Here is a 26,510-nt window from a genome sequence, read left to right on the forward strand (position 1 = left end):
AATACGCCACTGACTGGTGGAATTATTCGTATGGAATTACAACCGAGATGGATTCCGAGCCACCCCTACATTCTACGGGCATGGAATAAGCGTGCGGCTAATCGCATAATTTTGATTGTAGATTTCTAGCCACCTACGACGAATAGGGCAACGTGGTTTTAGGGGGAACTGCGGTTGGGTCGATACCAACCCAATTAGTACCTCCAAAAGACTGGTGTGAGCAGCACCAGCACGGTCAAAATTTCCAGCCTTCCCAAGAGCATGCCGACCGTTAGCAGCCATTTTGCCGCATCCGGCAAGGTCGAGAAGTTGCCTGCTGGACCAATGATCGTGCCCAGTCCGGGACCCACGTTGCATACTGCGGTGGCAGCACCGCTCAAGGCTGTCGTCCAATCAAGACCGATCAGCGCCAACCCTAGGGCAATGCCACCGATGGTGATGGTGAAAAAGAATGAAAAGGTCAGCAGTGAACGTGCGATGTCTTCGTCGATGAAATGGCCGTTGTATTTTTTCCGAATCACCGCGCGAGGATGAATCAGTTGATTCAGGCTGCCCGTCAGCAATGAGGAGGCGACCTGAAAGCGGAATATTTTAAGCCCTCCCGCCGTAGACCCAGAGCAGCCGCCGACGAAGGTCAAATAGAAAAACAGCAAAACAGAAAAGCTGCCCCATAAGGTGTAATCCCCGAGGGCTAAACCCGTGGTCGTGACCACCGAGGTTACATTGACGGCCACTATACGAAACGCTTCCCACCAGCTGTAATCACTGTTAAAGCACAACCACGTACCAAATAGCAGCCAGGTACTCACCAGAAACCCAATGAACCCTCGCACCTGATGGTCTTTTAATAATGCACTTCTGTTGCCCCGTAGTGTGGCGACATACAAGGTGAAAGGCAGGCTGCCGAGTATCATGACGACCACGGATACCCAATGAATTGCCGGTTGAGGCCAGTGCGCCAGGGATGCATCCGAGGTTGAAAAGCCGCCCGTTGAAATAAATGACATCGCATGATTGATCGCTTCGAAAGGCGTCATGCCCGCTACCCATAGCGCCAGAGCGGACACCCCGGTCAGCCCGAGGTAGAGCACCAGAATATATTTCGCCGCGACGTGAGAGCGTGGTGTCACTTTCTCTGACCAGTCTGAAGATTCTGTCTGAAACAAACGCATGCCGCCGACTCGCAACAAAGGCAAAATCGCCACAGCCATGCCGATAAAACCAATTCCCCCGAGCCAGTGCAGCATCGAGCGCCAAATCAGTAATCCTGGTGACGCGGTATCCAGCCCCGTCAAAATCGTCGAGCCGGTGGTGGTGATGCCGGACATCGTTTCAAAAAATGCATCGGTATAGCTGATGTGATGGATGAGCACCATCGGCAAAGCCGCAAAGGCGCAGACGACAACCCAACTGGCCGTGGTCAACAGGTACATATCTCGTGGACGAAGTTGGGCAACCTCTGGACGCCCGCGAATAATCAGCGCCAGCCCACAGACGAACGTGATCAGGCTCGACCAGAGAAACGCCGACAGATCATCCCTGCGGTCATAAACCACCAGTGTAAACATGGGAATCACCATGCTCACGGCCAACGTGATCAAAAAAATACCCAGGATAAATCCGATAAGCCGCAGTACTGCAATGGACATAAAAAACGCCTGGCTGATGAGCACCGCACAGTATCAATTGACTCAACATGGCTACCCGTAAAGTTTGCGTAAAATTCCCCGGTGGAACTGAGTCCATTTGATCGGCATTAGCCACTTGCGCGAACGCTCAGCCAAAGCGTGGACCTGCGGAGGCTATCCTGCCGGGTTCTACCCGACAGATTCGTAATTGTATCGCCCGTTACCATCTCCGGTGTCCCACCGGAAACTCGTCACATGGCGCTAGCCCGAGTGCAGAAATCAGGCGTGCAGCAATGTTCGATCAAGCAAATTAAACATCCGCGAAAGGCGCGTGTTTAAGCGTCCTACTGATTACTTCCTGAAAGCTACAAGACCTTGCGCCGTTGCCTACGGTTACGCCAGAATCCGCCGGCTTGTGCGCCTCTGGCCCGCTCGGTAACTTGATTCCCGTCACTGCCCATCAGTGATCGGGTTTAGCAGCCCGTCGAGTACTGAAGCGCATTTGCATCCAGACAGTCAGGTTATTTCAGGCCTGCACTTCATGGTAGCTGTGCGTAGGGCGCCTTCGGGCGCGCCGGTTTGGTACTCCCCGGTCTGCTAACCTGCGCACAGCTGCCACCCATCGTTTAGCAGCGATAGGTGACGGCTCCAACTGCTTGGAGTACCAAAATAATGATCAAACCTTCACCCAATCCGCCAGACACCGATCCGGCATCCCCCTACGAACCCGACTCAAACAAACTCAACGAAGCCACCGAACGCGCCCTCGACCTCCACTTCCCCTCGACTGCCGACATCAAAGCCACCCCGCGCACACCCAGCACCTTGTTCACCGTCGACCCGCAGGCCACGACCGAAACCCTCGCTGTTTATCTGGTCGAGACGCTGGCCTCGGTCGACGTGATGGTTCATCACCTGGTGGATCATCTGGACGGCGGGTCGCGCAGTGCCCTGCTGGGTATTTCCAACAGCATCATGCTGGCGGAGATCACGGCGAACAGAATGCTGGATCAGATCGATCCACCTGCTTGAGGTAAACGCGTCCGCGATGCGGGCTATGCAGCGGTCCCTTTTTATTGGGGGACCGCATTTCAGCAGGCTCATTCCACTAACGAAACCAGCCGCGGTTCTATCGAACTATCAAGCACCCCTACCCTATCGGCTGCTTACTCGACATCCTCGTAAGGCAACCCCACATAGTTCTCCGCAATGTTGACCAACCCAGCATGGGAATTGAAGAAGTACTCACGATCGGCCTGTTGCATCTTCTGGTCCCACGCATCTTTGTGGTCGCCGAAGTCCTGCAGCAGGTTGGTCATGAACCAGCGCCAGTTCGGAGTATTTCTCCAGCAAATCGGTGCGGCCTTCCTTGTAGACCTTGACCAGGATGCGATACAGGTAATGCAGGTCCGAGGCGGCCAGGTTCAAGCCTTTGGCGCCGGTTGGCGGCACGATGTGCGCGGCGTCGCCGACCAGGAACAGTTTGCCGTACTGCATCGGCTCGACCACAGAGCTGCGCAGCGGCGCGATGCTCTTTTCCAGCGAAGGGCCGGTCACCAGCCTGTCGGCCACGTCTTGCGGCAGGCGTACCTTGAGCTCATCCCAGAAGCGCTCATCGGACCACTGTCGACCTTGTCGGTCAGCGACACTTGCAGGTAGTAATGGCTACGGGTCAGCGAGCGTCCGCACCTGTCTTTGAAATACAAAACGTCCGATGCGATGCATCGGGCGTTGGGGTGAAAACAGGTGTAAACCTATTTCAGGACTAGACACCCCTTTTTTCAGTAGCGAGCCTTCGCGAACAGGCAGAATTCGGCCATATGCAGCCGCTGGACAGACTAGTGGCTGATAGAGTAGTCAGGCGTATGAGTTGGAGGAGTTGCAATGACAACAATCGATGTGAAATCCCGATTCGAAGCAAAGCTTCTTCGCCCGGCAAAGCCTGGTAATGATGCATGTTGGGCGTTCGCAGTACTGCCAAGAGACGTGAGTGAACAGCTCCCGAGGCGAGGAAGGACGACAGTTGAAGGCACAATCAATGGGCACCCGTTCCAGGCAACCCTTGAGCCGGATGGTCAGCTGAGCCATTGGCTGCAGGTAAGCAGAGCGTTACTCGAAGTCGCAGGCTCGGTCGCTGGGGATATCGTTACGCTGGAGCTAACCCCTGTGAAGAAGGAACCTGAGCCTGACATCCCAGCAGATTTTCAGGAGGCACTCGCAGCCGCTCCTGAGGCTCGTAAAGTCTGGAACAATACGACGACCATCGCACGAGTTGACTGGATACACTGGATTACTTCAGCCAAGCAACTCAAGACGCGTGCAAAACGAATTGGTGATGCCTGCGATATGCTTGCATCCGGCAAGAAACACGTTTGCTGCTTCGACCAGTCCGGCTACTACAGTAAGGCCTTCCGTGCGCCCGAGGCAGAAATCTTTTAAATGGAACATTCCGTTGAATAGCTAAGCCGGTCGCCACCTTTGTAGCAGCAGTAGGCACCCTATCACTCGCCCGCTGCGTCCGCGGGCGCTTGAGGACGTCCTTCAAACAAATCTACGGAGTAGCCACCTGCCCAAGGCATCTTACTTTTTCTTACGCGACTGCCCGTTGTCAGGCAGCACTCTTGGATACGTTCAGATTTTTATATCTTGACTCCAATATGCTCATAACTATTGCAAAGCGTAGCCGTAGTACAAAGTCGTTTGAATACAACATGGTGGGCTCCATGAATTCATCACTTGGTGATTCTCGTATCACTCGATTCGGAACGTTTTGTGTTGCCTGTTTCTTCATCTCCATTTCCTATGGGGCAACCTTCCTTTTATCGCTGCTGGTGGAGTCTTTTGGAGGCAATGAGCGTGATGCAGGCCAGGTATTTGCAGTAGCCATGATCAGCACTCTAGTGGCTGTCGTTGGCTCGGGGCATGTTATGCAACGCGTCGGGGCGTGTCACTGCATTGTCCTTGGAGCTGTATGCCTGGTCGCTGCATCATTAGGTTTCGCGCTCGTGCCAGGTCTGGGCATTGCTTTGATGGCGTGCGGCTTCATCTTGGGATTAGGCTGGGGACTCTTTTACACAATCGGCCCCATCATGGTTGCGGCGATGGTCGAGCCAGCCCGACGCACTCATTGTTTCGCGCTTTTATCAGGCAGCATGTTGACAGGCATAGGCAGCGGCCCACTGATGGGCAAACTATCAGGCTATCTAGGCATGCCTGTGCAGGCAGCATTTTTCTGTGCAGCAGTAGCGGCTGCACTGGGTGGGCTGTACTTCTTGCGAATAGGAGCAGGCGCGCGCGCCACTCGGCTACAACCCGTCGGCCAGCCGCAGATCAGCCTGAGAGCTGCGTCGTGTGTATTGCGGTCACGGTCAGCGTTCTCGATTGTTATGGTTGGCCTTGGGGGCGCAATATTTGGCGGGATGGGTAGTTTTCAGACCAGCTACGCAGCCAGCCTCGGGCTCGATTACTCTTTGTTTTTCATCGGCTTTATGGGAGCGGCCATCGCTTGTCGTTTGTTGATAGCCGGATGGGTGGTCAAGCGCAATCAGTTGTCGGCCTCCTGCCTGTTGACGACGCTCATGCTGATTGCCGTGGTGGGCTTTGGCGAATGGGTTCACGATAGCACCAGCTACTTACTCACCGCTGCACTCCTCGGCGTCGGGTACGGGCTGAATTACTCGGTGATCAATGGTCTGGCGGCCAATGAGGCGCCCACGGAGCTGACAGCCCAGGCGCTTTTGCTCTTCAGCCTGTCGTACTTCATCGGTGTATTCGGCTTCCCGTTCATCGCTGGCAAGCTGATCAGCTCCACCGGGATAAGCGGCATGCTGCTAAGCACTGGTTTAATTGCGTTATTAGTTTGGGGGCTGAGTATAGGCCGCTGGCTGTCCTGGCGGTTTGGGAAGGCGGAGATCCTTTCATCCCGAGTATAGCCATTCGATTACCCGTCAGGGGTTGAGCGCTGTATGCCGTAATAGTCGATTGTCTGTGTCTGTCGATGTGTGCGATTCGGGCTTCCTTCCAAAACGCCCAACGTAGAAAAGCTTGAGGAAAGATGTTCGGTAGCGGTCTTTGATCAAATGATCGCATCGCTCCCCAGAAAATAATCAGCCCTTTGCCGACAGGGATTCGAGAGGCTGATGCAGAGAACGTGCGTCGACGAGAAAGTGATGTAAAGGCGTATTGGGCAGCCTCTTATTTTCATTGCTGCACGTCCGTTTCTGGCCGATGGCTGCGCGTGGCGACGGGCTGCAACCGATCCAAACCGGTCAGTTGAAAAAGGAGAAAGAGGCCAGAAGCCCAATCGTGGTACAAACAGTACCAGGCCGAGACGGACAGCCGTCTCGATCCTTGAGGATGTTAAATCAACGACAAGGAGTCCGTTCATGAAGATGAACACGTTGGTTCCAGAGATGATTGTCTCTGACTTGCAACGAAGCCTGGAGTTTTATTGCCGGGTTCTGGGGTTCCAGGTCGAATACGAAAGGCCTGAAGACAGATTCACTTTCCTGTCTTTTCAAGGCAGTCAATTGATGCTGGAACAGGATGATTTGCGAGAGTCTCCATGGCGCGTTGGCCCTCTATTGTCACCCTATGGCCGAGGGATGAATCTTTCGATTCAGTGCTCGGATAGCAAGGCATTGGCTAAAGCCATCGAAGACGCTGGTATTGAACTGCGCAGACCCATTGAAGAGTGCTGGTACCGAGATAACGAGCGCCTGCACGGCGAGCTTAATTTCTTGGTGCTTGATCCAGATGGCTATCTGTTGAGGTTCACTGAAAGCTTGGGGTTCAGAGCCGTCGAGCCTCATGCAGTAGCCTGAGCAACTGATGTTGCGTAGCGCGAAATCTGAGCATTTCAATGTCCGCTTTTGGCCCAGAGTGTGTAAAAACGCCAGATTGGGTTTTCTATATCGACGCCTAGGAGACCGTGCTCACGTTTCGCAAACTGATCAAGACCATAAAAGAGAAAAAGGGGTGTCCCGTCCTGAATAAGGTTTACACCTTCTGATCTGTTTTTCAGGAGGACGTAATGGAATCAGCAAAAAGGCGGAGAGTTGATTCTGGCAAGCGATGAACAGACATTTTTTTTGCGATTTACTCTGATACGCTGCTGAAACACTCGTTTACAGGAGTTGTTCGCATGATTGGCAAGTTAATTTCGACGGGTTTCAGTTTGGCCACCTTGCCCGCCCGCCTGACTTTTCGAAGCGTCCGCGCCTTGGCCATGACGCCTGCCGAAGCCAGCCGCCTGCTGGCGGACATGCGTCAGGCATCGGATCAGGCGGTGCAGGAACTCCAGGGGCTGTTGGCCAACGTCGATGCGGACATGACCCACAAAACGGCGCACCTCAGTGCTGCCGACAAGCGCCTGGCAGCCGAACTGGCCCTGCACGCCGCCGAACAACACCTGAACATGGCCGCGATCAACATTCTGCGGGCCGTCTGGCTGACGCTTCACTCGACGCCGAACTTGCCGCCAAGCGAGCTTGATAAGCGGCTTGAACAGACACGTAACGACTAACAGACCGTCCGAGGGATCGGTCGATCCGAGCGAGAAATGGGAGCTCAGCATCCTTGAATCGGCGCTTCATGTGCAGGTGGGGTTTATGGCGGAAAAAGCGGAAAAAGGAGCGGAAAAAGGGACTAGCGGAAAAAGGGGACGGATTTAATTTTTCGAGACAAAAATGGAAAATAAATCCGTCCCCTTTTTGATAAGCAGGTATCCACTTTCGAACCAGGTTGGCGTTAATGCCGTGACGCAGGGCCACGCTGGCCATCGACACGCGGTTGCAGGCATTCTTGGACGATCTGGGCTTTAAAGGGTTTGGGATAAGAGGTTCTTTGGCGCATGGCAATCCTGATGATAGGGGCGATAGTGTCCACGTATTTTTAAGTGGACAACATCGCCCTTATCGTTGGGATCGGGTAGGTGACTTCGCCGGACGCTTACGGAAGGTCAACGTGTCAGGTTCGGCATCCTTTCATCTCGGCGCCTATGGAATGAGATCTAATATGCGATTTGACAAAACGCTGTCACTCTTTCGCTCAGTTTTTGGATTCATTCCGAGACAAAACATCTTCCGATAGTCAGATGGCGATGTACCTAGATGAGCGCCAAATTGTTGTCTTAAAGATAGGGGCGTTCCAAAACCTACTTCACCCGCGATGCATTCAATCGGTAATTCAGTCGTTTCTAGTAGCTCCTGCGCTCTGACAACTCGTTCAGCGTTTAACCATTTGGACACGGTAGTGCCGGTGGCCTCCTTAAACCGACGAGTAAAGGTGCGCCTACTCATTTTCGCCATGTCTGCCAGGACGTCGAGCGACAAATTACCGGCCAGGTTTATGCGGGCCCACGCTAGTACATCAGACAAATGAGTCTCGCTAGATAGCTGCGGCACAGGATGCTCTACGTATTGAGCTTGGCCTCCCTGCCTATGCGGCGGTGTCACCAGCATCTTCGCGGTGCGATTCGCCACATCAGCACCGAGCCGCTGGCGTACCAGATGCAGGCAACAATCGATTGCCGCCACGGTTCCCGCAGAGGTCATTATATTGCCAGCACTTACATAGAGCACCTCAGGCCGAAAACGAACCTCAGGGAAACGTCGCGCAAACTCGTCACGGGCCACCCAGTGAGTCGTAGCCTCTTTCCCATCAAGTAGCCCGGCATCGCCGAGCACAAATGCACCTAGGCATAACCCTACTATCAGCTTGCCTTTGGAATTGGCGACCTGTAGCGCCTTCACAAGCTGTGCAGATGCAGCGACCGATTGATCGCCCCACGCTGGTATGACAATTACATCAGATCCCTCCATCAGTTCTAGGCCGTGGGTTACCGCCAGTCCGATGCCTTGGTCACTGCTCACCAGTCCCGGCACCTCAGCACAGTAATTGATCTCGTAACGAGGTTCATCAGGCGCGGATTGAGCTGCACCTAGCACGACTCCCGGCACAGAGAGATGGAACAGGCTTACGCCGTTGAACGCTAGAACAGCAACACGTATGGATTGCATCTGTCAGCCTCAGATTCACCCTGTATGGCTCAAGCCTATCGCACACAGGAATTATGGACGACCGCTAAAGCGGACGCATTTTCACGGATGAAAGGGACACGTCGACCACCATCAGCGTCCACAGAGAATGCTCATCGATTGGCCCAATTATATCGAAATATGTCATTCAGGCCACTTTCAGGCACGTAAGCGTTCGGCAAGAATGGTGTCCTTGATGAATCAACAGGATTAATCCGATGAAACTCAGAACTCTGACTCTTGCCATTAGCATTGCAGCCACTACACCGGCGTTCGCGGCTACAAGCGCCGCCGTAGCGCCTGACGCATCTCATAAAGTGGATTTGCAGCAAGTGCGTAACGCAACGGCAAAAATCACCTATGGCGGTACGACCTTTCTGATCGACCCGATGCTGGCAAAAAAGGGTGCATACCCAGGATTTGAAAATACCTACCGTAGCAACCTTCGCAATCCAATGGTTGACCTGACCGAGTCGCCCGAAAAAGTGATCTCTGGTGTCGACGCTGTCATCGTCACTCATACGCATCTTGACCACTGGGACGATGCCGCACAGAAAGCACTGCCTAAAGACATCCCTCTGTTCGCTCAGCATGAAGAAGATGCGCAGCTGATTCGCTCCCAAGGTTTCAAGAATGTGCGCGTACTGACTGATGAAGCTGAATTCGGCGGTGTCAAAATCACCAAGACTGGTGGTCAACATGGCACAGACGAAATGTATGCCGTGCCAGCACTCGCTAAACCGCTAGGTGAAGCCATGGGCGTGGTCTTCCAAGCGCCAGGCTACAAGACCCTTTACCTTGCTGGCGATACTGTCTGGCGTAAAGAGGTCGATCGGACCATCGAGAAATATCATCCAGAAGTCATTGTACTCAACGCCGGGAAAGCAATGATGACCGGGTATAAGGGGTCGATCATCATGGGCGAGGAAGACGTACTACGCGCCTCAAAGTCTGCGAAAGACGCGAAAATTGTTGCCGTGCACATGGACGCAATCAACCACATGTCCCTGACCCGTGAAGAGCTGCGCACCTACGTCAAGAAGCACGGTATCGAAAGCCAAGTCGATATTCCGGAAGACGGCACTTCGCTGGAATTCTGATTAATTGGGCCTTAGATGACGCTGGCTTATCTACCCGCGAAAGCTCGGCCCTCTACAACGTCACGTTGATAATTTGACTGGAGATTATTCATGAAGCGAGGTCTCGTTGTAGTTGACCTGCAAAACGAATACCTACCCACTGGCAAGCTGCCTTTGACCGGCATCGACACCGCTGTCGAGAATGCTATCCGGGTGATCAGCCACGCCCGTGATACGGGATTTCCTGTTTTCCACATACGGCATGAGTCCGCTGAAGGCGCTCCAATCTTTGCAAAGGGATCCACTGGTGCGGAAATTCAACCAGATGTAGCTCCACAAGGTAATGAACCTGTAATCGTAAAAAAACACATTAACGCCTTCAGGGAAACTGATCTGAAGCAGCAGTTGGAAGCCGCTGATGTCCAGGAAATTGTGGTCATAGGTGCGATGAGCCACATGTGCATCGACGCTGTAGTACGTGCTGCGGCGGACATGGGTTATCCGGTTACTGTGCTGCATGACGCCTGCGCCGCCCTGGATCTCACATTTCGCGGTGTGAACGTGCCTGCCGCTCAAGCGCATGCGGCGATGATGGCAGCTTTTGAGTTCGGCTACGGCACCGTTAAATCTGTGGACGATTACCTCTCAGCGTGAGCTCGTAACAATTCAGTTTTTGCTTCAGATAAGTTAAAAGACGATTAGACACAATCTCCCTCCCCGTACAGCAAAAGGGCCCTGCGAGGCCCTTGTTGTTGATTCCATTACGTCCTCCTGAAAAACAGATCAGAAGGTGTAAACCTTATTCAGGACGGGACAGAGACAAAAATGGAAAATAAATCCGTCCCCTTTTTGCCTTTTTGGGGTCCCTTTTTGGTCCCCTTTTTGAAGAGGTGATGGGCATCGGCGCCTACGTGGCCCAGTCCGGATCAGGTTTTGAAAAGCTCCGCGCCCATGAAGTCGATGAACGCGCGCAGCTTCGGCGCCCGGTGCTTGCTCGATGGCCAAAGCATGCGGAAAGTGCCCTGATGCTGGTTGAAGTCGTCCAGCACCGTCACCAGTTCGCCGGCCGCAATGGCATCACGCACCATGAAGTCCGGCAGGCAGGCGATTCCAAGGCCATCGCGGGCGACGTGAAGCAGGGCCTCGGTGGTGTTGCATACCATCGAGGCCAAGAGGACGGGTTCTGCCTCGCCCTCCGGTCTGCACAAGGGCCACGACTCTAACTTGCCGGTACTCGGGAACTTATGTTGCAGGCCGGCGTGGCCCGTCAGGTCGGCGGGCACGCGCGGAGTGCCGCGCGCGGCGAAATATCGGGGCGAGGCAACTAGCAGCAGCTTGAAGGTGCCCAGTGCACGGGACATCAACCGGGAATCAGTCGGTTCTCCGGTGCGAATGACGGCATCGAATCCGTCCTCGATTACATCGACCAGCCGATCCGAGAAATCCACGTCCAGTTCGATGGCGGGGTAGCGGTGCATGAAGGCCGTCAGCGCCGGCATGACCAAGCTGCTGACCAGCGGAATGCTCACGCGCAGCTTGCCTTGGGGCGCCTGCCGGGTTTGCGACAGTTCCAATTCCGCCGCCTCGACCTCGCAGAGGATGCGCCGGCAACGCTCCAGGAACAGCGTTCCCTCGGCGGTCAGCGTGATGCTGCGCGTGCTGCGGTGGAGCAGGCGCACGCCCAGCCGCTCCTCCAGCCGGGCCACGCTCTTGCCCACGGCGGAAGACGAGACGCCGAGCACGCGCCCGGCTTGCGAAAAGCTACGGTCTTGCGCCGCCTGCACGAAGAACGCGATGCCGTTGAGGGAGTCCATTCTTCACCGTTATAAGAAAATTTGTCCGATATGTTCGGAACCTTAGCCTATTTTTCTTAATCGGCCCCGCACTTACGCTGACGGCTGCACAGGTTGGATCCGGCTGTCTGCTTGGCTTTCGAGATATGGGACGGCTGCCTGACCCTCTAATGACTCTTTGCGGATGTTTCCCATGACACAAGCCCTGACCGCCAAAAGCGGTACCACCGGACGCGACTGGCTGCAACTGCTTGCCGCCTGCCTTACCGGTATCCTGATCCCGCTGTGCTTCACCGGGCCAGCCGTCGTGCTGCCGTCCATCAGTCAGGAACTGGGCGGGACGGCGGTGCAACTGAACTGGGTGGTCAACGGCTACATCCTGACCTACGGTAGCGCCATGATGGCAGCCGGCAGCCTGACCGACACCTATGGCCGCAAGCGCGTGTGGCTGGTCGGCCTGGCGCTATTCGTGCTGATGACGTTCTTAATCCCGCTGGCGCCGACGGTCGGCTGGATCGACGGACTGCGCCTGGCGCAAGGGCTGGGCGGCGCAGCGGCCTTCGCGGGCGCCATGTCCTCGCTGGCACAGACCTTCCACGGCCCGATCCGTACACGTGTGTTCAGCCTGCTCGGCACCACGTTTGGCATCGGCTTGGCCTTCGGGCCGCTGGCGGCAGGCTGGCTGGTGGAGGTGGCGGGTTGGCGCTGGGTGTTCCTGGCGACAGCACTGATCGGCGTGGCCGGTTTCCTGCTGGTGTGGGTCAGCGCCACGGAGTCCCGAGACCCAGACTCTACCAGCCTGGACTGGCCCGGCGCCCTCAGCTTCACAGCCGCGCTGAGCTTGTTCACCTACGGAATCCTGCTGGCGCCGGAAGAGGGCTGGCGCAGCGCTTCGGTACTCGGCACGCTGTTGACCTCAGTCGTGCTATTCATCGCATTCGTACGCATCGAACGCCGCGTCGCGCGCCCGATGCTCGACCTGTCGTTATTCGGCAGTGGCCGCTTCGTCGGCGTGCAGGTGTTGGCCGCATCGCCGGCCTTCTTCTTTGTCACACTGATCGTGATGCTGCCGGGCCGCTTCATCGGCATCGACGGACTGAGCGCATTGGAAGCGGGCCAAATGATGATCGCCCTGGCGGCGCCGTTGCTGGTCGTGCCGTTCCTTGCCGCATTGTTGTCGCGCTGGTTCACCTCCGGCATGCTGTCTGGCGTCGGGCTACTGCTGGTGGCGGCCGGACTGGTCTGGGTGGGCCAGCTGTTGTCCGGCGGGGCCGGCCCTGCGCTGGTAGCGCCGCTGGCGCTGATCGGCGCAGGCATCGGCCTGCCTTGGGGGCTGATGGATGGCATGGCCGTGAGCGTGGTGGAGACAGAACGTGCAGGCATGGCGACCGGCATCTTCAACTGCGTGCGTGTTTCGGCCGACGGGATTGCCATCGCGGTGGCGGGCGCGCTGCTGGCGTTCTTAATTCAGGGCGGATTGCTCGGCACTTTAGCCGCGGCCGATCCAGCCGTTTTGATCGAGGCCGCCAATCGCGCCGCGCTCGGCGATCTGGCGCATGCCAGTGCCCTGGTCAGCGGCGAGCGCGCCTTGCTGCTGGCGACCTACGAACAGGCATTCCGCTGGGTCTTGTACATCCTGGCTGCATCTTCGGCACTGACTGCGTTACTAGTGTTCGCCTTGCTGGGTCGATCGCGTGCGCATGAAGAAGTGGGAGCCGCGGCATGAATCCGATTGGGACAGGCTCTCGGCCCCCCGACCGCACATAGCATCGGGCTATACGCGGGTATCCAGCGGGGAAGGCTCGTCTCATCTTCGGTTTCATCGCCCCAATGGAACGCTGGAAAACAAAGGAAACAAAGGGGACGGAAACAAAGGGGACGGATTTATTTTTTTGAACTCCTGCTTGGTCATACGAAGCTTGAAAGCATCGTCAGATACCTGGGAATCGAGCGATGATGCCTTGGAAATGGCGGAACAGACGGAACAGACGGAAGTCTGACCATCTCTAGCGACGGTCGATGCTAAATCCGTCGCTATCCGACCCTTAGCTGCCTGTCGGCAATAGGCTAAATTTGGCCGAAAGCGGTCATTCGTGAGCGGCAGACTCAGTCAAGCTGCGGGCGAAATCTTTGGCTGGCCAAGCGATGTCGATTTTTTCAACGTAATCGACCCAAAGAGTCTGCCTATCATAAGTTCTATGCAAACGCTCACGGGCGCAATTGCGCATGGTAAAACGCTAGGTGGACGGCCAGTCGTACCGACTGGATATGCTCAGCGGGGGAGCGACGATTAGTGGTTGGCGTGGAGGCGTCTCGACTTAAGGGCTCGCATTTTCGGCCGGTACCTTTAGATTCTATGCCAGTATCGACGTTTTTTTACATGGAGTAAGTATGAGATTGCATCAAAGTACGATGTTGAATATGGCGCGAAAGCGCCAGCTTTCCCATCCGACATCCGAAACTGGTTTGGATGTCCAGCAGTGGCGGAATGTCTTTGAAGGTCTGACGGACAACAACCCAATTGATCGTTCAATAGCAGAAGCCGCTAGCTGGTTGGGCGTTCATTTCCAACGGATATCCTTTACTCGTGAGCATCATAAGTTGAGGAAGGATGAGAGTCTAGTTCTGAAGGATATTCTTCATGTTCATCTAGCAGCAGCTAACCTTGGATATGCGCAAGTCTCAGCGCAGCAAATGCGTGAACTCAATCCTGAAGACGATCTATCTCTTGAGAAAATGATTGGCTACAAGACGGATCTCACTCAAGACGGTACAAGAGTACATGCTAACCAACTCGTAATGATGAGGCTCGATAGCATCTGTCCGGCAATTTATGATGCTTTAAAAAATAAAGATAACTTGGCGGAGACGTACAAGACTTTCGGAGAAAATCCATCAGGGCTTGATAAATCGACTTTTATGTTGAGTGAGCTGAACTGTTCTCAGTTGTACCATAATGGGTCGGTTATTTGGCAGGAAATACTCTTTGGGGATGCATATTTTGCGTTTATTCCGGACAAAAAAATTATTTTTGTATCTAAGCAGAATGATTTGGGTAGGATGAAAGCCATCTGCGACTATCGCAGGGATCATCATAACGGCACTACGTCACTTCAAGCTAATCACTTAGTTCATAATCCAAACTTTGTAATGGGTTCCGCTGCACCGAAAAAATTTATTAGGTTTGGTGAGGGTGGGTCGTTAACAATTCATGAGGCTGATCAGTTTGATGAGATGTTTAGGCGTTATGTAAGGGGTCGATGGGTTGAGCAGTTCTTAGGGATTGAGGAGCATCTGTTTAGTATTATGGAAGTGAAATGCCCTGAAGACACCCAAGGGCAAAGCTACTCAGTGCGAGATATCTTGCTTGTATGGTTCCATCTAACATTAATTGCTCATCAAATATCTGATCAAAAAGGCGATTCCTCGCCCAGCGGCCTGATGGAGCTTCTAGAATATTGCATTTGGCTCAATCGCGCAGAGTTGACCATGGTACTGGCTGAGGTCACTGCATTTGATGAATCTTTGATAGCTTCGATACTGAGCTTCCTCACTTACGAAGCCGCATGCCTCCAAGATGATCTTTGGCTGAAGCCCCTGCTCGCCATTGAGGGAGAGGTAGCGTTATCCATCGGTGCGCTGCTCTCCGCCAGCCTTCGCAGGAATGTGGACATGTGGCTCCCGCTGGTAGACCCCAAAGCGCATCTCCGTGGCCGCCATTTTGAGAAGCACATGGTGAGGGTGATGGAGGAGTGCAAAGCTGGAAGCGGCCCTATCTGTGAACACTTGAAGTGGACCGACGCGATCGATCTCAAATATGGTGGGAAGGAAGAGGAAGTCGATCTTACGTTCAGCTTCGGTAAAACCATCGTCGTGGTAGAACTACGTAGTCGCAGAATCCCGATTACTCCACTGGACTATCACAATGCCCTGCATGAAAAGGAGAGTGGAATCCACAAAAAGGCAGACCAAGCCAAAAGAAAGGCGCAGTATGTTCAGAATCACTTGTTGAGATTCTGTGCAGAGCACTACCCTAACTTGAGTGACTGTCTGGATGATGTGGTGGTGCATCCCCTTGTGGTCATCAATGACCAGTTCCATGCTGGCTTCCCTTTTGACAATACCCCAGTGCTGGACGAACATCTGCTCAAACACTTCCTCAAGGATGGTAGAGCGAAGTTTCTTGCTACAAGTTCCTCGGACTACCGATATGCAATTGTTTTGTACGAAAGTCTAGAAGAAGCAGAGCAAGCATTCATGAGTTATGCAATGTCTCCAACGATTGTTGAGGTGCACGCTGCGTCGCTTAAGGAAATCCAGAACATTCATCGCATTGCAGAAGGCGAGATCCCAATGCATTGGCATACTTATGATATTCTCGAGCCAGAAAGTGAAGAGCAGACGCTTGCCGCCCTCAGCTATCTCAGTGTCGGGAAATTGATTGATATGGGAAAAGCGGACTCATCCCTGACCACGTCTTAGCGAATGGAATTGAAAGGCGAGTGCAGGAGCGGCTTTGGTAAATTAGATTGCAGCTCCTGAGGTTCTTACACCGATGCCTGAGTAGGTGGCGGCGACCGTCCCCTGTTGGCCGTTCTCTGCCGGGTCATAGCCACGAAGCGGGTGTAAAATCTGAAACACCTAGTTGTTCAGGGTGAATGCAAATTGGTGGGCAAGTGTGTGCAATTACTCAGTTGCAGCGCCCACCGTTACTGGCGTTCGAAATGCCGGGGCTGCGCAATGAAACCGCAGTGCACCCCGAGCACGCAACGGCAGGTTCGACGCTGGGAGCATGAAGCAATACTTGAGGAAATGCAGAACCGGTTGAGCAACGCCCCGGAGATGATGAGGATCCGAAAACGGACGGTTGAGCATCCCTTCGGGACGCTCAAGCAATGGTTGGGCACGACACACTTCCTGACCCGAAAGCTTAAGGAAAGTGCATAGATGAGCCTGAATGTGCTCGCTTACAACCTGAAACGGGTCATGAAAATCATCGGCACCACTGGCTTGATGAAAGCGTTAACGACGTAAAAGCCGGCCTTTTTTACCCCGTCCAAATGGCTTTAAAAGGCTGCTGAGCCGTTTAACTGTTCCTGGAAACGTTATGGTCTTGATCAGTTTGCGAAACGTGAGCACGGTCTCCTAGCGTCAATATAGAAAACCCAATCTGGCGTTTTTACACACTCTGGTCAAAAGCGGTCAACATCTCCATCGCTTGGAGGTAAGCTCACGAGAACGGGAGGAGCTGCGCAATACTTGTTTCCCAACCGGAAGGAGTGGTCAGCGGCAAAACTTATTGGCGAAATAAATAATTAGGAAAACAAATGAATATTTTAGCCCTAAAAGACGCTGCGATAGAGCTTCCAAACAGCTGAATTTTTACAAGCCCACAGATCCTGCGGCAATGGCCTTATACAATCAGCTTGAAGATTTAATTACAGCAGCTGAGCGCGGTGACATCCTACAAAAAATGGAAGCAAGGGAAATCCCAGGTCATCGAATCATGGAAGACTCAAACCTTCGTGATCATCGAGAATTTTCAGAAGCTTACAGCAACTTTTTTGTTGAACTCAATGAAGGCCGAGAGACTGAAGCATTTAAAACGATACAAGACATGATAAAAAAACTAAGGCCTTGACACTTAATTGCATCAGACACAAATGTCTCAATTACTAGATTCTACGCATGCGTCAGAGCAAAATACTCTTAATTCTTCTTATTTTTGGCCACTAGGTAAGATAGCGATACGGGAAGCTTCAAAGGCGACAGCCATTGGGGATACAAATCTGCCCGGAGGCAGAGTTAAACTTGGTTTGACCCTATCGGCCAAAAGCAGCCAATCACATTGCTCAGTCATCAGACGGCATTATCAAGACCGGCCACTGTTGGGAAATTTATAAAGGCGTCTCAACGTTCATAGGCGATGAATTACTCCGCCTGCGCTGATAGCCGTATCAGGCCGGCAAAGCCCAAAATGAGCCCTGCGGTTCACTAGCCACCAATGCGGGGTCGACAAGACGCGCAGAGACTGGATAAATCCCTCCCCGCGTCCGAGCAATGCCGCCTGCAATGTGCACCGCATCCAAGGAGCGCTGGCTATGTTCGCCAGCGAACAGACGAACAGCCCTCCAAGTCTCCACACTCAAGTTGAAAAGCTACGTCCACCAAGCGCTGCTCGGTGCTGGCGCAATGCGTTGGCGCACCTATAAAAATGCACGCAATTTTATTGATGCGTTTCAGGCTCAGGACCTTATGAACAGCATATGGACACGCCTACAGAAGGTATTTTCTCGCTCGTCCGGTTTTTGGCGAAACCGTCTGTTTCCTTCACCCCGATTCAAATACGAGCCCATATTGCGCTCGGAGCTTTTCAGCGCCGATCAGATGGCCAGTCACGGCATCGCCCTGGCCGGGCAGCATCGCCTGACCACGCTGTCCGCACGGGACTCGATGCTGCACAGGCTCGATGACAACGAGGAGTTGCTCAAACGCAGCAGCACGGCGCTGGCCAACGCACAAGTGTCCAGCCGACCAGTGACGCCGGCAGCGGAATGGCTGCTGGACAATTACTATCTGATCGAGGAAAACATTCGCACCGCCAGAACGCACCTGCCCAAAGGCTATAGCCGTGAGTTGCCACGCCTGATCAACGGCCCGTCGGCGGGGCTGCCTCGCGTCTATGACATCGCGCTGGAGACCATCTCCCATGGCGACGGTCGAGTCGATGAGGAAAGCCTGAGCCGCTTCATTTTTTCCTATCAGACAGTGATGCCGCTTGCGCTCGGCGAACTGTGGGCGATACCGATCATGCTGCGTCTGGCGTTGATCGAAAACCTGCGGCGAGTGGCCTCCAGGGTCATGGCCAACGCCGACGAGCGCAATCTGGCGGATGACTGGGCCGAACACCTGATCGAAACCTCGGAACGAGACATCAAAAGCGTGGTGCTGACCGTTGCCGACATGGCCCGCTCCGCACCGCCGATGACTGCCGCCTTTGTCGCCGAATTCACCCGCCGCCTGCAGGGCCAGAGCGCGGCACTGGCCCTGGCGCTGAACTGGATGGAGCAGACGCTGAGTGAGACAGGCTCCAGCATCGAACGCCAGGTGCAGCTCGATGCGCAACAACAGGCAGCGGATCAGGTGTCGATTGGCAACAGCATCGGCAGTTTGCGCCTCCTGTCCGCCACGGACTGGCGCGAGTTTGTCGAGTCGATGAGTCATGTCGAGCAGATTCTCAATGAAGACCCGGCAGAAATTTACCGGGCGATGGATTTCAGTACCCGCGACAGCTACCGGCATGTCATAGAACGCCTTGCCCGAAGAAGCCCCCAGCACTCGGAAATCCAGGTCGCCCGCACCGCGATCAATCTCGCCGCGGCCGGAACCGCCTCAGTCCCCTGCGAACTACTGGCGCGCCATGTCGGGTATTACCTGATCAGCGCAGGGCTGCCGACGCTGGAGCGACGACTCAATGCCAGGGTGCCGCTTCATGAGCGCTGGAAACGGTTGTTGCAGCAGTCGCCGCTGATGTTTTATCTGGCGCCGGTGGCTGTTCTGACGCTCATCTTCGCCTGGCCTTTACTGGCCTCCGCGCAGCGCGACGGGATGCCCGATGCAGCGCTTCTGATGATGGCAATTCCCTGCCTGATCATGACCAGCCGACTGGCAATCAGCCTGATCAACTGGTTGGTGACGTTCAGTCTGTTGCCGACGACGCTGCCGAAAATGGATTTTGCCAGCGGTATTCCCGATGGCGCGCGAAGCCTGGTGGTGATCCCGACGCTGATCGCCAGCCTGGCAGACGTGGACGAACTGGTGGAAGGTCTTGAAGTGCGGTTTCTCGCCAACCGCGACAGCAACCTGTATTTCGCGTTGCTCAGTGATTTTCTGGATGCGCCTGAAGAGTCTCAGCCGCAAGATGCCGAGCTGCTCACACAAGCCTCCCGTGCAATCACCCTGCTCAACCGAAAATACGCGGACGGACTCAGCGACCGATTCTTTCTGCTGCATCGGCCGCGTCGCTGGAATGCGAGCGAACGTGTGTGGATGGGCCACGAGCGAAAACGCGGCAAGCTGATTGAACTCAACGCCCTGTTGCGTGGCCATGGAGAGGAACGCTTCAACGCCATCGTCGGCGACATCACGCCATTGCGCGGGGTGCGTTACGTGATCACGCTGGACACCGACACCCTGCTACCGCGCGATGTCGCTCGCCAATGCGTGGCGGCCATGATGCACCCGTTGAATCGTCCGTTGTTCGACAGTGACGGCGAGCAGATCATTTCCGGCTACGCGGTGTTGCAACCGCGAGTGGGCATCAGCCTGACCAGCGCCACGCGATCGATCTACGCCCGGCTGTTTGGCAGTGATGCCGGCGTCGATCCCTACACCCGGACGGTATCGGACGTTTACCAGGATCTGTTCCAGCAAGGTTCCTTCATTGGCAAGGGCATCTACGACGTGGACGCGTTCACCTGCGCCCTGCAAGGTTGCTTGCCGGATAACCAGATTCTCAGTCACGACCTGATCGAAGGGTGTTATGCACGATCCGGCCTGCTCAGCGACGTGCAAGTCTACGAGCAATACCCCTCGCGCTACGGTGCCGATGTCAAACGACGGCATCGCTGGGTTCGCGGCGACTGGCAACTGCTGCCGTGGACATTGCCCTGGGCGCGCAACGCCGACGGCAAGTGGGTGCGCAACAGGCTGAGCGTCATGGCACGCTGGAAGATTCTGGACAATCTGCGACGCAGCCTGGAACCGCTGGCGCTGTTGCTGATGTTCGCATGGGGCTGGTTTGCCAGCAGTCAGCCAATGAACTGGACACTCACAGTCATCGGGTTGATGGTGATTCAACCGTTGCTGCGAGCGGTGACCGATCTGATGCAGCCCCCCGCAAATGTGCCCTATGGACAATACCTCAGGGCACTGCTGGATGATCTGGCACAAGACCTCGCCCGGGCTGGTCTGACGCTCGCCTGGCTGCCCTTCGAGATGTTCTACAGCGCCGACGCCATCCTGCGCTCGCTCTGGCGAATCGGCTTCAGCAGACGCCGGCTGTTGCAATGGCAGCCCTCGCGCGAGGTGGAGCGCACCACCGAAAACCGGCTGTCCGGCCTCTATCGCCAGATGTGGATCGAGCCGGTATCGGCCCTGATCTCACTGGCCCTGCTGGTGAAGGATCCGCAGACGCTGGCCATCGCCAGTCCGCTGCTGCTGTCGTGGTTAGTGGGCCCCTCGATCGCTTGGTGGCTCAGTTCGGTACCCAAGCAGTCGGTGTTCGCACCGTCGCCGGATGATTTGCGCTTCCTGCGGTTGCTGGCGCGCAAGACCTGGGCGTTCTTCGATCAATACGTCGGGCCCGCTGATCACTGGCTGCCACCGGACAACGTGCAGGAACACCCCAGGCCTGCCATTGCCCATCGCACCTCGCCGACCAATATGGGCATGTCGCTGCTCGCCCACCTGGCCGCTCACGATTTCGCTTACTTGAGCACTGAACGGCTGCTGGCCCGGCTTGCGGCGTCGCTGGACAGCATGGACGGTCTGGAGCGTTATCAACAGCATTTCTATAACTGGTACGACACGCAGACCCTCGAGCCGCTGCGTCCGCATTACGTCTCCACCGTCGACAGCGGCAACCTGGCGGGCCTGCTGTTGACCTTGAGCACCGGCATTGCGCAGCTGGCAGACGCCCCGATGTTCGGCCCTGCCGTGATCAAGGGCCTGCGCGATACCCTGGACATCCTTGCAGATTCCCAACGCGCCTCGGGGGCGAATGAATACGCCCTGTCACTGAGAAAAGGCCTTGAACCAGTCTCGCAAATTGCGACCCCTGAGGCGCTGGCAGACCTGCTGCACACGGCTCGCATCATGGTCACCAGCCAGCCAGCGGACACCGACGAGGAAAGCCTCTACTGGCGAGAAGCGTTTACCCGTCAATGCATCGACTGGGCAGAAGAACTGCAGCGTTATCACCTCCCTGCCCCCTTGGTTACGATTGAATCGCCTCGCACCTTGCGTCAACTGGCCGACCTGAACCCCACCGACTGGGCCACCGAGCATCATCCTGAAATCGAGCGGGTCCGCAGTGACGCCGCGCAGCGTCTGGAAACCCTGAAGCGTCTGACGTTATTGGCCACGTCGCTGGCGCAGATGGATTTCTCGTTGCTTTACGACAACCAGCGTGACCTGTTTGTCATCGGTTACAACGCCGATGAGCGCAGGCTCGACACCGGTTACTACGACCTGCTGGCGTCCGAGGTGCGGCTGACCAATTACGTGGCCATCGCTCAAGGACAAATCCCCCAACGCGCCTGGTTCACCCTGGGAAGGCTGCTGAGTGAAAACGCGGGCGTACCGACGTTGCTGTCCTGGTCGGGTTCGATGTTCGAATACCTGATGCCGATGCTGGTGATGCCCAACTTCGAGGGCAGTCTGCTGGACCAGACTTGCCGCGCCGCCGTGACGGTGCAGATCGAACAGGGCAACAGGCTGGGCATTCCGTGGGGCGTTTCGGAGTCGGGTTACTCCACCGTCGACGCGCACTTCAATTATCAATACCGCGCCTTCGGCGTTCAGGCCCTGGGGCTCCAGCGCGGGCTGAGCAATGACGTCGTGATAGCGCCCTACGCCAGCGCCCTGGCGTTGATGGTCGATGCCGATGCGGCCTGCAAGAACCTGCAACGCCTCGCCCTGCAGGGCTCTGCCGGACGTTTCGGTCTGTATGAAGCCGTGGATTACACCGAGGCCCGCTTACCGCGCGGCCAACACTTCGTCGTGGTCCGGTCGTTCATGGCTCATCACCAGGGCATGAGCTTGCTGGCCTTGACCAGCCGACTGCTCGATCAACCCATGCAACAGCGATTCGAGGCCGACCCGGCGCTGCGATCAGCCCTGCTGCTGCTACAGGAGCGGGTGCCGAAATCCGCCGCGCCGTACCTGCAAACCGCACAGTCGCCGGTACTCGGCGATGTCGGCCAAGGCCAGGATACGGGGCTTCGGGTGTTCTCTGATCCGGGACGCAAGCGTCCGGCCGTGCAGTTGCTCTCCAACGGTCGCTACCACGTCATGCTGACCAGCGGCGGCGGTGGTTACAGCCGCCGTAATGAAATGGCGATCACCCGTTGGCAGGAGGACACCTCACAGGACAATTGGGGGATGTTCTGCTACCTGCGCGATGTCCAGAGCAACACGGTCTGGTCGGCTGCGCATCAACCGACTATGTATCAACCAGAGAGCCACGAGGCGATCTTCTGCGATTCCCGTGCAGAGTTCCGTGCGCGCAACCAGGATTTCGACACACACCTGGAGATTGTTGTCTCGCCTGAAGACGACATCGAACTGCGCCGCCTGCATGTCACCAACCGTGCGTCCTCGGCCAAGACACTGGAGATCACCACCTACGCCGAAGTCGTGCTGACAACCCCGGTCAACGACGCGATGCACCCGGCGTTCAGCAAGCTGTTCGTGCAGACTGAATTACTGCCTGCGCTGCAGGCCATTATCTGTAGCCGCCGCCCCCGGGCCAGCGATGAACCGACGCCGTGGATGTGTCATTTGCTGGCGGCACACGGGGTGGACATCGATGCGATCTCGTACGAAACCGATCGCGCCCGGTTCATTGGCCGAGGACGCAGCCTTGTGTCACCTGCCGCCCTTGATGCCGATTGCCAGCGCTTGTCAGGCAGTGCAGGCCCGGTGCTCGATCCGGTGATCGCGATTCGCTGCAGGATTACCCTGCAACCTGGCCAACAGGCCACCATCGACCTGGTAACCGGTGTCGCCGACAGCCGTGATGACTGCCTTTACCTCATCAACAAATACCGTGACCGCCACCTCGCCGACCGCGTGTTCGACCTGTCCTGGACCCATAGCCAGGTGCTTCTGCGTCAGCTCAACGCCTCGTTGTCCGATGCCCGTCTGTTCGAGCAGATGGCCTCGTCGTTGCTCTACGCGAACGCCTCGATGCGCGCCAACCATGCGGTGCTGATTGCCAATCGCCGCAATCAGCCGGGGCTCTGGGGCCAGGCCATCTCCGGCGACCTGCCCATCGTGTTGCTGCAAATCCAGAGCCTGGACAACATCGCCCTGGTGCAGCAATTGATTCAGGCCCACGCCTACTGGCGGCAAAAAGGGTTGGTGGTCGATTTGTTGATCTGGAACGAAGATCAGGCGGGTTATCGCCAGCAACTGCAGGACACGATCCTGGGCCTTATCACCTCAGGCAGTGAAGCCACTCTACTGGATCGTCCGGGCGGGATTTTTGTGCGCCCCGCGCAGCAGATGTCGAATGAAGATCGCGTGCTGTTCCTCTCGGTTGCCAGGCTGGTGCTGAGCGAAGATCTGGGCAGCCTGGCCGAACAGATTCATCGCCGCAAAGTATCACCGATGCACGCACCGTTTGTGGCGACCCGGCATTTTCAGGCTCGGCCGGCATCGGTACGACCGAACCGTCCCTTCCTGCTGCTGAGCAACGAATATGGCGGCTTCAGCGCCGATGGCGGTGAGTACATCATCACCGGGCTCGCGCCCGATCCGACACCCGCGCCCTGGGTCAACGTGATCGCCAATGCACATCTCGGCACGGTGGTCTCGGAAGCCGGCAGTGCCTATACCTGGGCCGAAAACGCCCATGAATTTCGCCTGACGCCCTGGCACAACGACCCGGTCACCGATCGCAGCGGCGAAGCCATTTACCTGCGTGATGAAGAGACCGGGCACTTCTGGTCTGCAGCGCCTCAACCCTGCCCCGGGCAAGGCCCGTACCAGACCCGTCACGGTTTCGGTTACAGCGTGTTCGAACATGAAGAAGACGGTATTTACAGCGAGCTGTGGATCTACGTGGCGCTGGATGCGCCGATCAAATTCTCGCGGCTAGTGTTGAGCAACCGCTCGGGACGCCACCGGTCATTGTCGGTCACAGGGTATGTGGAATGGGTGCTGGGCGATCTGCGCAGCAAATCGGCGATGCATGTGGTCACCCAATCGGATCCCGCCAGCGGGGCCTTCTTCGCCCGCAACGCCTACTCGGTGGAGTTTTCCGAGCGGGTGGCGTTCTTTGACACCGACACGATCGATCACGGTGTCAGCGGTGACCGTACTGAATTCATTGGCCGCATTGGCACCCTCGCCTCACCGGCAGCGATGAAGCACGCCGGTCTGTCCGGGCGCATGGGCGGCGGTATGGACCCTTGTGCCGCCCTGCAAGTGTCGATCGAACTCGGCGATGGCGATACTCGGGAAGTCATTCTGCGTCTGGGGGCAGCGTCTTCCAGTAACGCCGCCACCCAGCTGGTGCAGCGTTATCGGGGTAGCCTGGTGGCCGCCGAGGAATTGCATAAAGTACGCGAACACTGGCGCTCATTGCTCGGGGCGATTCGTATTGAAACGGGCGCGCCTGCGGTCGACGTCATGGTCAACGGCTGGTTGATGTATCAGGTCATCGCGTGCCGTTTCCAGGCCCGAAGCGGCTACTACCAGTCAGGTGGCGCCATCGGTTTTCGCGATCAGCTACAGGACAGCATGGCGATGATCCATGCCGATCCTGCAGCCGTGCGCGCGCACCTGTTGCTGTGCGCCGGCCATCAGTATGTGGAAGGCGATGTGCAACACTGGTGGCACCCGCCGATGAATCGAGGGGTTCGCACCGCTTGCTCCGACGACTTTTGGTGGCTGGTGGCCGCCACCAACCGCTATGTCGAAATGACCGCAGACGTGGGTGTGCTGGAAGAAGTCGCCGGATACCTGGAAGGACGCCAACTGGTGGCCGGCGAAGAGTCCTACTATGACCTCCCCGGTGAATCGCCCCTGCGAGAGTCCCTGTATCAACACTGCGTGCGTGCCATCGAACACAGCCTGCGCCGCGGTCATCACGGGTTGCCGCTGATGGGCTCCGGGGATTGGAACGACGGCATGAATCGCGTCGGCCACCTGGGTGCAGGTGAAAGTGTCTGGCTGGGCTTCTTCAGCTATCAGGTGCTGGAGCAATTTGCGGTGACCGCTCGCCTGCACGGTGATCACGCATTTGCCAAACGCTGCAGCGACAGCGCGGTGACACTGCAACGCAACCTCGATCAAACGGCCTGGGACGGCGCCTGGTATCGCCGCGCCTGGTTCGATGACGGACAAATGCTCGGCTCGGCGAGCAATGAAGAATGCCGTATCGATTCCATTGCTCAAAGCTGGTCAGTGCTGTCGAAGGCCGGCTCTACCGTCCGCCAGATCAAGGCCATGCAGTCATTGGATGAGCATCTGATCAAACGTGACATCCGCGCCGTGTTGCTGCTGGATCCCCCGTTTGACAAGGGCGCCCTGGACCCCGGCTACATCAAGGGCTACGTGCCAGGCGTGCGCGAGAACGGAGGTCAGTACACCCATGCTGCCGTATGGGCGGGCATGGCGTTTGCGCAGTTGGGTGAAGCCGGCAAAGCCTGGGAACTGCTGAATCTGATCAACCCCGCCGCCCCTGCCAACAACGCTCAAATCGACACCTATAAGGTCGAGCCCTATGTCATGGCCGCGGATGTCTACGGCGCTGCGCCCCATGCCGGCCGAGGTGGCTGGACCTGGTACACCGGTTCTGCGGGCTGGATGTACCGGCTGATTGTCGAGTCGTTGCTGGGCGTACAACGCAGCGGCCGCACGCTCAGAATCGAACCGCTGATACCCGTCGACTGGCCGGGCTTCATCTTGCACTACCGTTTCGGCAAAACCCTCTACCACTTTGATGTGCGTCAGGGCAGTTCGACATTCACCTCCATGACCCTCGACGGCCAGCCATTGAGTGACGCTGCGCTGCCACTGGATGACGGCGGTCTGGAGCATTGGGTCCGGGTAGATTGTCGCGCCCGGTCACCCAGGCCTCAGGCGCTGGAATTCGAGCATGCCTCCGATGGATAGACATTGATCACCAGCCATGGCATGCATGGGAGTACCCTAGCGGGCACGCCCCTGTTTTGCCACGGATGC

At 56.3% G+C, this 26,510-nt stretch carries 14 protein-coding genes and 2 pseudogenes; 12 read left to right on the forward strand and 4 right to left on the reverse strand.

The features are described from left to right. Positions 1-194 precede the first annotated feature (194 nt). Positions 195-1,649, reverse strand: coding sequence for a TrkH family potassium uptake protein (locus tag ACA041_RS20575; RefSeq protein WP_497436716.1), 1,455 nt, complete (start codon positions 1,647-1,649; stop codon positions 195-197). A 651-nt stretch (positions 1,650-2,300) separates the two neighbouring features. Between ACA041_RS20575 and ACA041_RS20580 the strand changes: the two genes are divergently transcribed. After that, entirely contained in the window at positions 2,301-2,660 is a 360-nt protein-coding gene (locus tag ACA041_RS20580) for a DUF6124 family protein (protein ID WP_497436719.1), read from the forward strand. 134 nt (positions 2,661-2,794) lie between these two features. On the opposite strand, the pseudogene ACA041_RS20585 reads toward ACA041_RS20580, so the two are convergent. Then, positions 2,795-3,310 (reverse strand): annotated as a pseudogene (locus ACA041_RS20585) (FAD-dependent monooxygenase); the annotation flags it as partial. Between the two features lie 202 nt (positions 3,311-3,512). On the opposite strand from ACA041_RS20585, the gene ACA041_RS20590 reads away from it, so the two are divergent. The 4 genes from ACA041_RS20590 (at position 3,513) to ACA041_RS20605 (ending at position 7,152) form a co-directional block, all read left to right on the forward strand. After that, on the forward strand, positions 3,513-4,067 hold the full coding sequence (locus ACA041_RS20590; RefSeq protein ID WP_497436720.1) for a YdeI/OmpD-associated family protein: 555 nt from the start codon (positions 3,513-3,515) through the stop codon (positions 4,065-4,067). Positions 4,068-4,351: 284 nt separating this feature from the next. Beyond that, positions 4,352-5,560: an MFS transporter gene (locus ACA041_RS20595; RefSeq protein WP_497442135.1), complete on the forward strand. Its 1,209-nt coding sequence runs from the start codon at positions 4,352-4,354 to the stop codon at positions 5,558-5,560. 453 nt (positions 5,561-6,013) lie between these two features. Further along, positions 6,014-6,451, forward strand: a complete 438-nt coding sequence (locus tag ACA041_RS20600) for a bleomycin resistance protein (protein WP_497436724.1) — start codon at positions 6,014-6,016, stop codon at positions 6,449-6,451. A gap of 320 nt (positions 6,452-6,771) precedes the next feature. Beyond that, on the forward strand, positions 6,772-7,152 hold the full coding sequence (locus ACA041_RS20605; protein ID WP_009043509.1) for a hypothetical protein: 381 nt from the start codon (positions 6,772-6,774) through the stop codon (positions 7,150-7,152). Positions 7,153-7,624: 472 nt separating this feature from the next. Here ACA041_RS20605 and ACA041_RS20610 read toward each other — a convergent pair whose 3' ends face one another. Continuing rightward, positions 7,625-8,647, reverse strand: a complete 1,023-nt coding sequence (locus tag ACA041_RS20610) for a GlxA family transcriptional regulator (RefSeq protein ID WP_497436730.1) — start codon at positions 8,645-8,647, stop codon at positions 7,625-7,627. Positions 8,648-8,883: 236 nt separating this feature from the next. On the opposite strand from ACA041_RS20610, the gene ACA041_RS20615 reads away from it, so the two are divergent. Together ACA041_RS20615 and ACA041_RS20620 are read left to right on the forward strand one after the other, a co-directional pair. After that, positions 8,884-9,765, forward strand: a complete 882-nt coding sequence (locus tag ACA041_RS20615; RefSeq protein ID WP_497436736.1) for an MBL fold metallo-hydrolase — start codon at positions 8,884-8,886, stop codon at positions 9,763-9,765. A gap of 90 nt (positions 9,766-9,855) precedes the next feature. Further along, entirely contained in the window at positions 9,856-10,398 is a 543-nt protein-coding gene (locus tag ACA041_RS20620) for a cysteine hydrolase family protein (protein ID WP_497436739.1), read from the forward strand. 272 nt (positions 10,399-10,670) lie between these two features. Here the strand turns inward: ACA041_RS20620 and ACA041_RS20625 are convergent, their stop codons facing one another. Then, on the reverse strand, positions 10,671-11,558 hold the full coding sequence (locus tag ACA041_RS20625) for a LysR family transcriptional regulator (protein WP_497436744.1): 888 nt from the start codon (positions 11,556-11,558) through the stop codon (positions 10,671-10,673). Between the two features lie 172 nt (positions 11,559-11,730). Between ACA041_RS20625 and ACA041_RS20630 the strand changes: the two genes are divergently transcribed. The 5 genes and pseudogenes from ACA041_RS20630 to ACA041_RS20650 all read left to right on the forward strand — a co-directional run bounded on the left by ACA041_RS20630 (position 11,731) and on the right by ACA041_RS20650 (position 26,441). Continuing rightward, a complete protein-coding gene (locus tag ACA041_RS20630) occupies positions 11,731-13,263 on the forward strand; it encodes an MFS transporter (protein ID WP_497436749.1) in 1,533 nt (510 codons plus the stop codon). Positions 13,264-13,928: 665 nt separating this feature from the next. Further along, a complete protein-coding gene (locus ACA041_RS20635) occupies positions 13,929-16,019 on the forward strand; it encodes a hypothetical protein (RefSeq protein ID WP_497436754.1) in 2,091 nt (696 codons plus the stop codon). 222 nt (positions 16,020-16,241) lie between these two features. Further along, positions 16,242-16,571 (forward strand): annotated as a pseudogene (locus ACA041_RS20640) (transposase); the annotation flags it as partial. 373 nt (positions 16,572-16,944) lie between these two features. After that, positions 16,945-17,178, forward strand: a complete 234-nt coding sequence (locus ACA041_RS20645) for a hypothetical protein (RefSeq protein WP_497436759.1) — start codon at positions 16,945-16,947, stop codon at positions 17,176-17,178. A gap of 614 nt (positions 17,179-17,792) precedes the next feature. Continuing rightward, on the forward strand, positions 17,793-26,441 hold the full coding sequence (locus ACA041_RS20650; protein ID WP_497436764.1) for a GH36-type glycosyl hydrolase domain-containing protein: 8,649 nt from the start codon (positions 17,793-17,795) through the stop codon (positions 26,439-26,441). The last annotated feature ends 69 nt before the right edge of the window (positions 26,442-26,510 follow it).

Source organism: Pseudomonas sp. LBUM1676 (genome assembly GCF_059695605.1).

What these genes read in the sequence shown, in the direction of transcription:
- ACA041_RS20575 (WP_497436716.1), bottom strand. Translation starts at nt 1,649, where the DNA reads ATGTCCATTGCAGTACTGCGGCTTATCGGATTTATCCTGGGTATTTTT.
- ACA041_RS20580 (WP_497436719.1), top strand. Translation starts at nt 2,301, where the DNA reads ATGATCAAACCTTCACCCAATCCGCCAGACACCGATCCGGCATCCCCC.
- ACA041_RS20590 (WP_497436720.1), top strand. Translation starts at nt 3,513, where the DNA reads ATGACAACAATCGATGTGAAATCCCGATTCGAAGCAAAGCTTCTTCGC.
- ACA041_RS20595 (WP_497442135.1), top strand. Translation starts at nt 4,352, where the DNA reads ATGAATTCATCACTTGGTGATTCTCGTATCACTCGATTCGGAACGTTT.
- ACA041_RS20600 (WP_497436724.1), top strand. Translation starts at nt 6,014, where the DNA reads ATGAAGATGAACACGTTGGTTCCAGAGATGATTGTCTCTGACTTGCAA.
- ACA041_RS20605 (WP_009043509.1), top strand. Translation starts at nt 6,772, where the DNA reads ATGATTGGCAAGTTAATTTCGACGGGTTTCAGTTTGGCCACCTTGCCC.
- ACA041_RS20610 (WP_497436730.1), bottom strand. Translation starts at nt 8,647, where the DNA reads ATGCAATCCATACGTGTTGCTGTTCTAGCGTTCAACGGCGTAAGCCTG.
- ACA041_RS20615 (WP_497436736.1), top strand. Translation starts at nt 8,884, where the DNA reads ATGAAACTCAGAACTCTGACTCTTGCCATTAGCATTGCAGCCACTACA.
- ACA041_RS20620 (WP_497436739.1), top strand. Translation starts at nt 9,856, where the DNA reads ATGAAGCGAGGTCTCGTTGTAGTTGACCTGCAAAACGAATACCTACCC.
- ACA041_RS20625 (WP_497436744.1), bottom strand. Translation starts at nt 11,558, where the DNA reads ATGGACTCCCTCAACGGCATCGCGTTCTTCGTGCAGGCGGCGCAAGAC.
- ACA041_RS20630 (WP_497436749.1), top strand. Translation starts at nt 11,731, where the DNA reads ATGACACAAGCCCTGACCGCCAAAAGCGGTACCACCGGACGCGACTGG.
- ACA041_RS20635 (WP_497436754.1), top strand. Translation starts at nt 13,929, where the DNA reads ATGAGATTGCATCAAAGTACGATGTTGAATATGGCGCGAAAGCGCCAG.
- ACA041_RS20645 (WP_497436759.1), top strand. Translation starts at nt 16,945, where the DNA reads ATGGCCTTATACAATCAGCTTGAAGATTTAATTACAGCAGCTGAGCGC.
- ACA041_RS20650 (WP_497436764.1), top strand. Translation starts at nt 17,793, where the DNA reads ATGAACAGCATATGGACACGCCTACAGAAGGTATTTTCTCGCTCGTCC.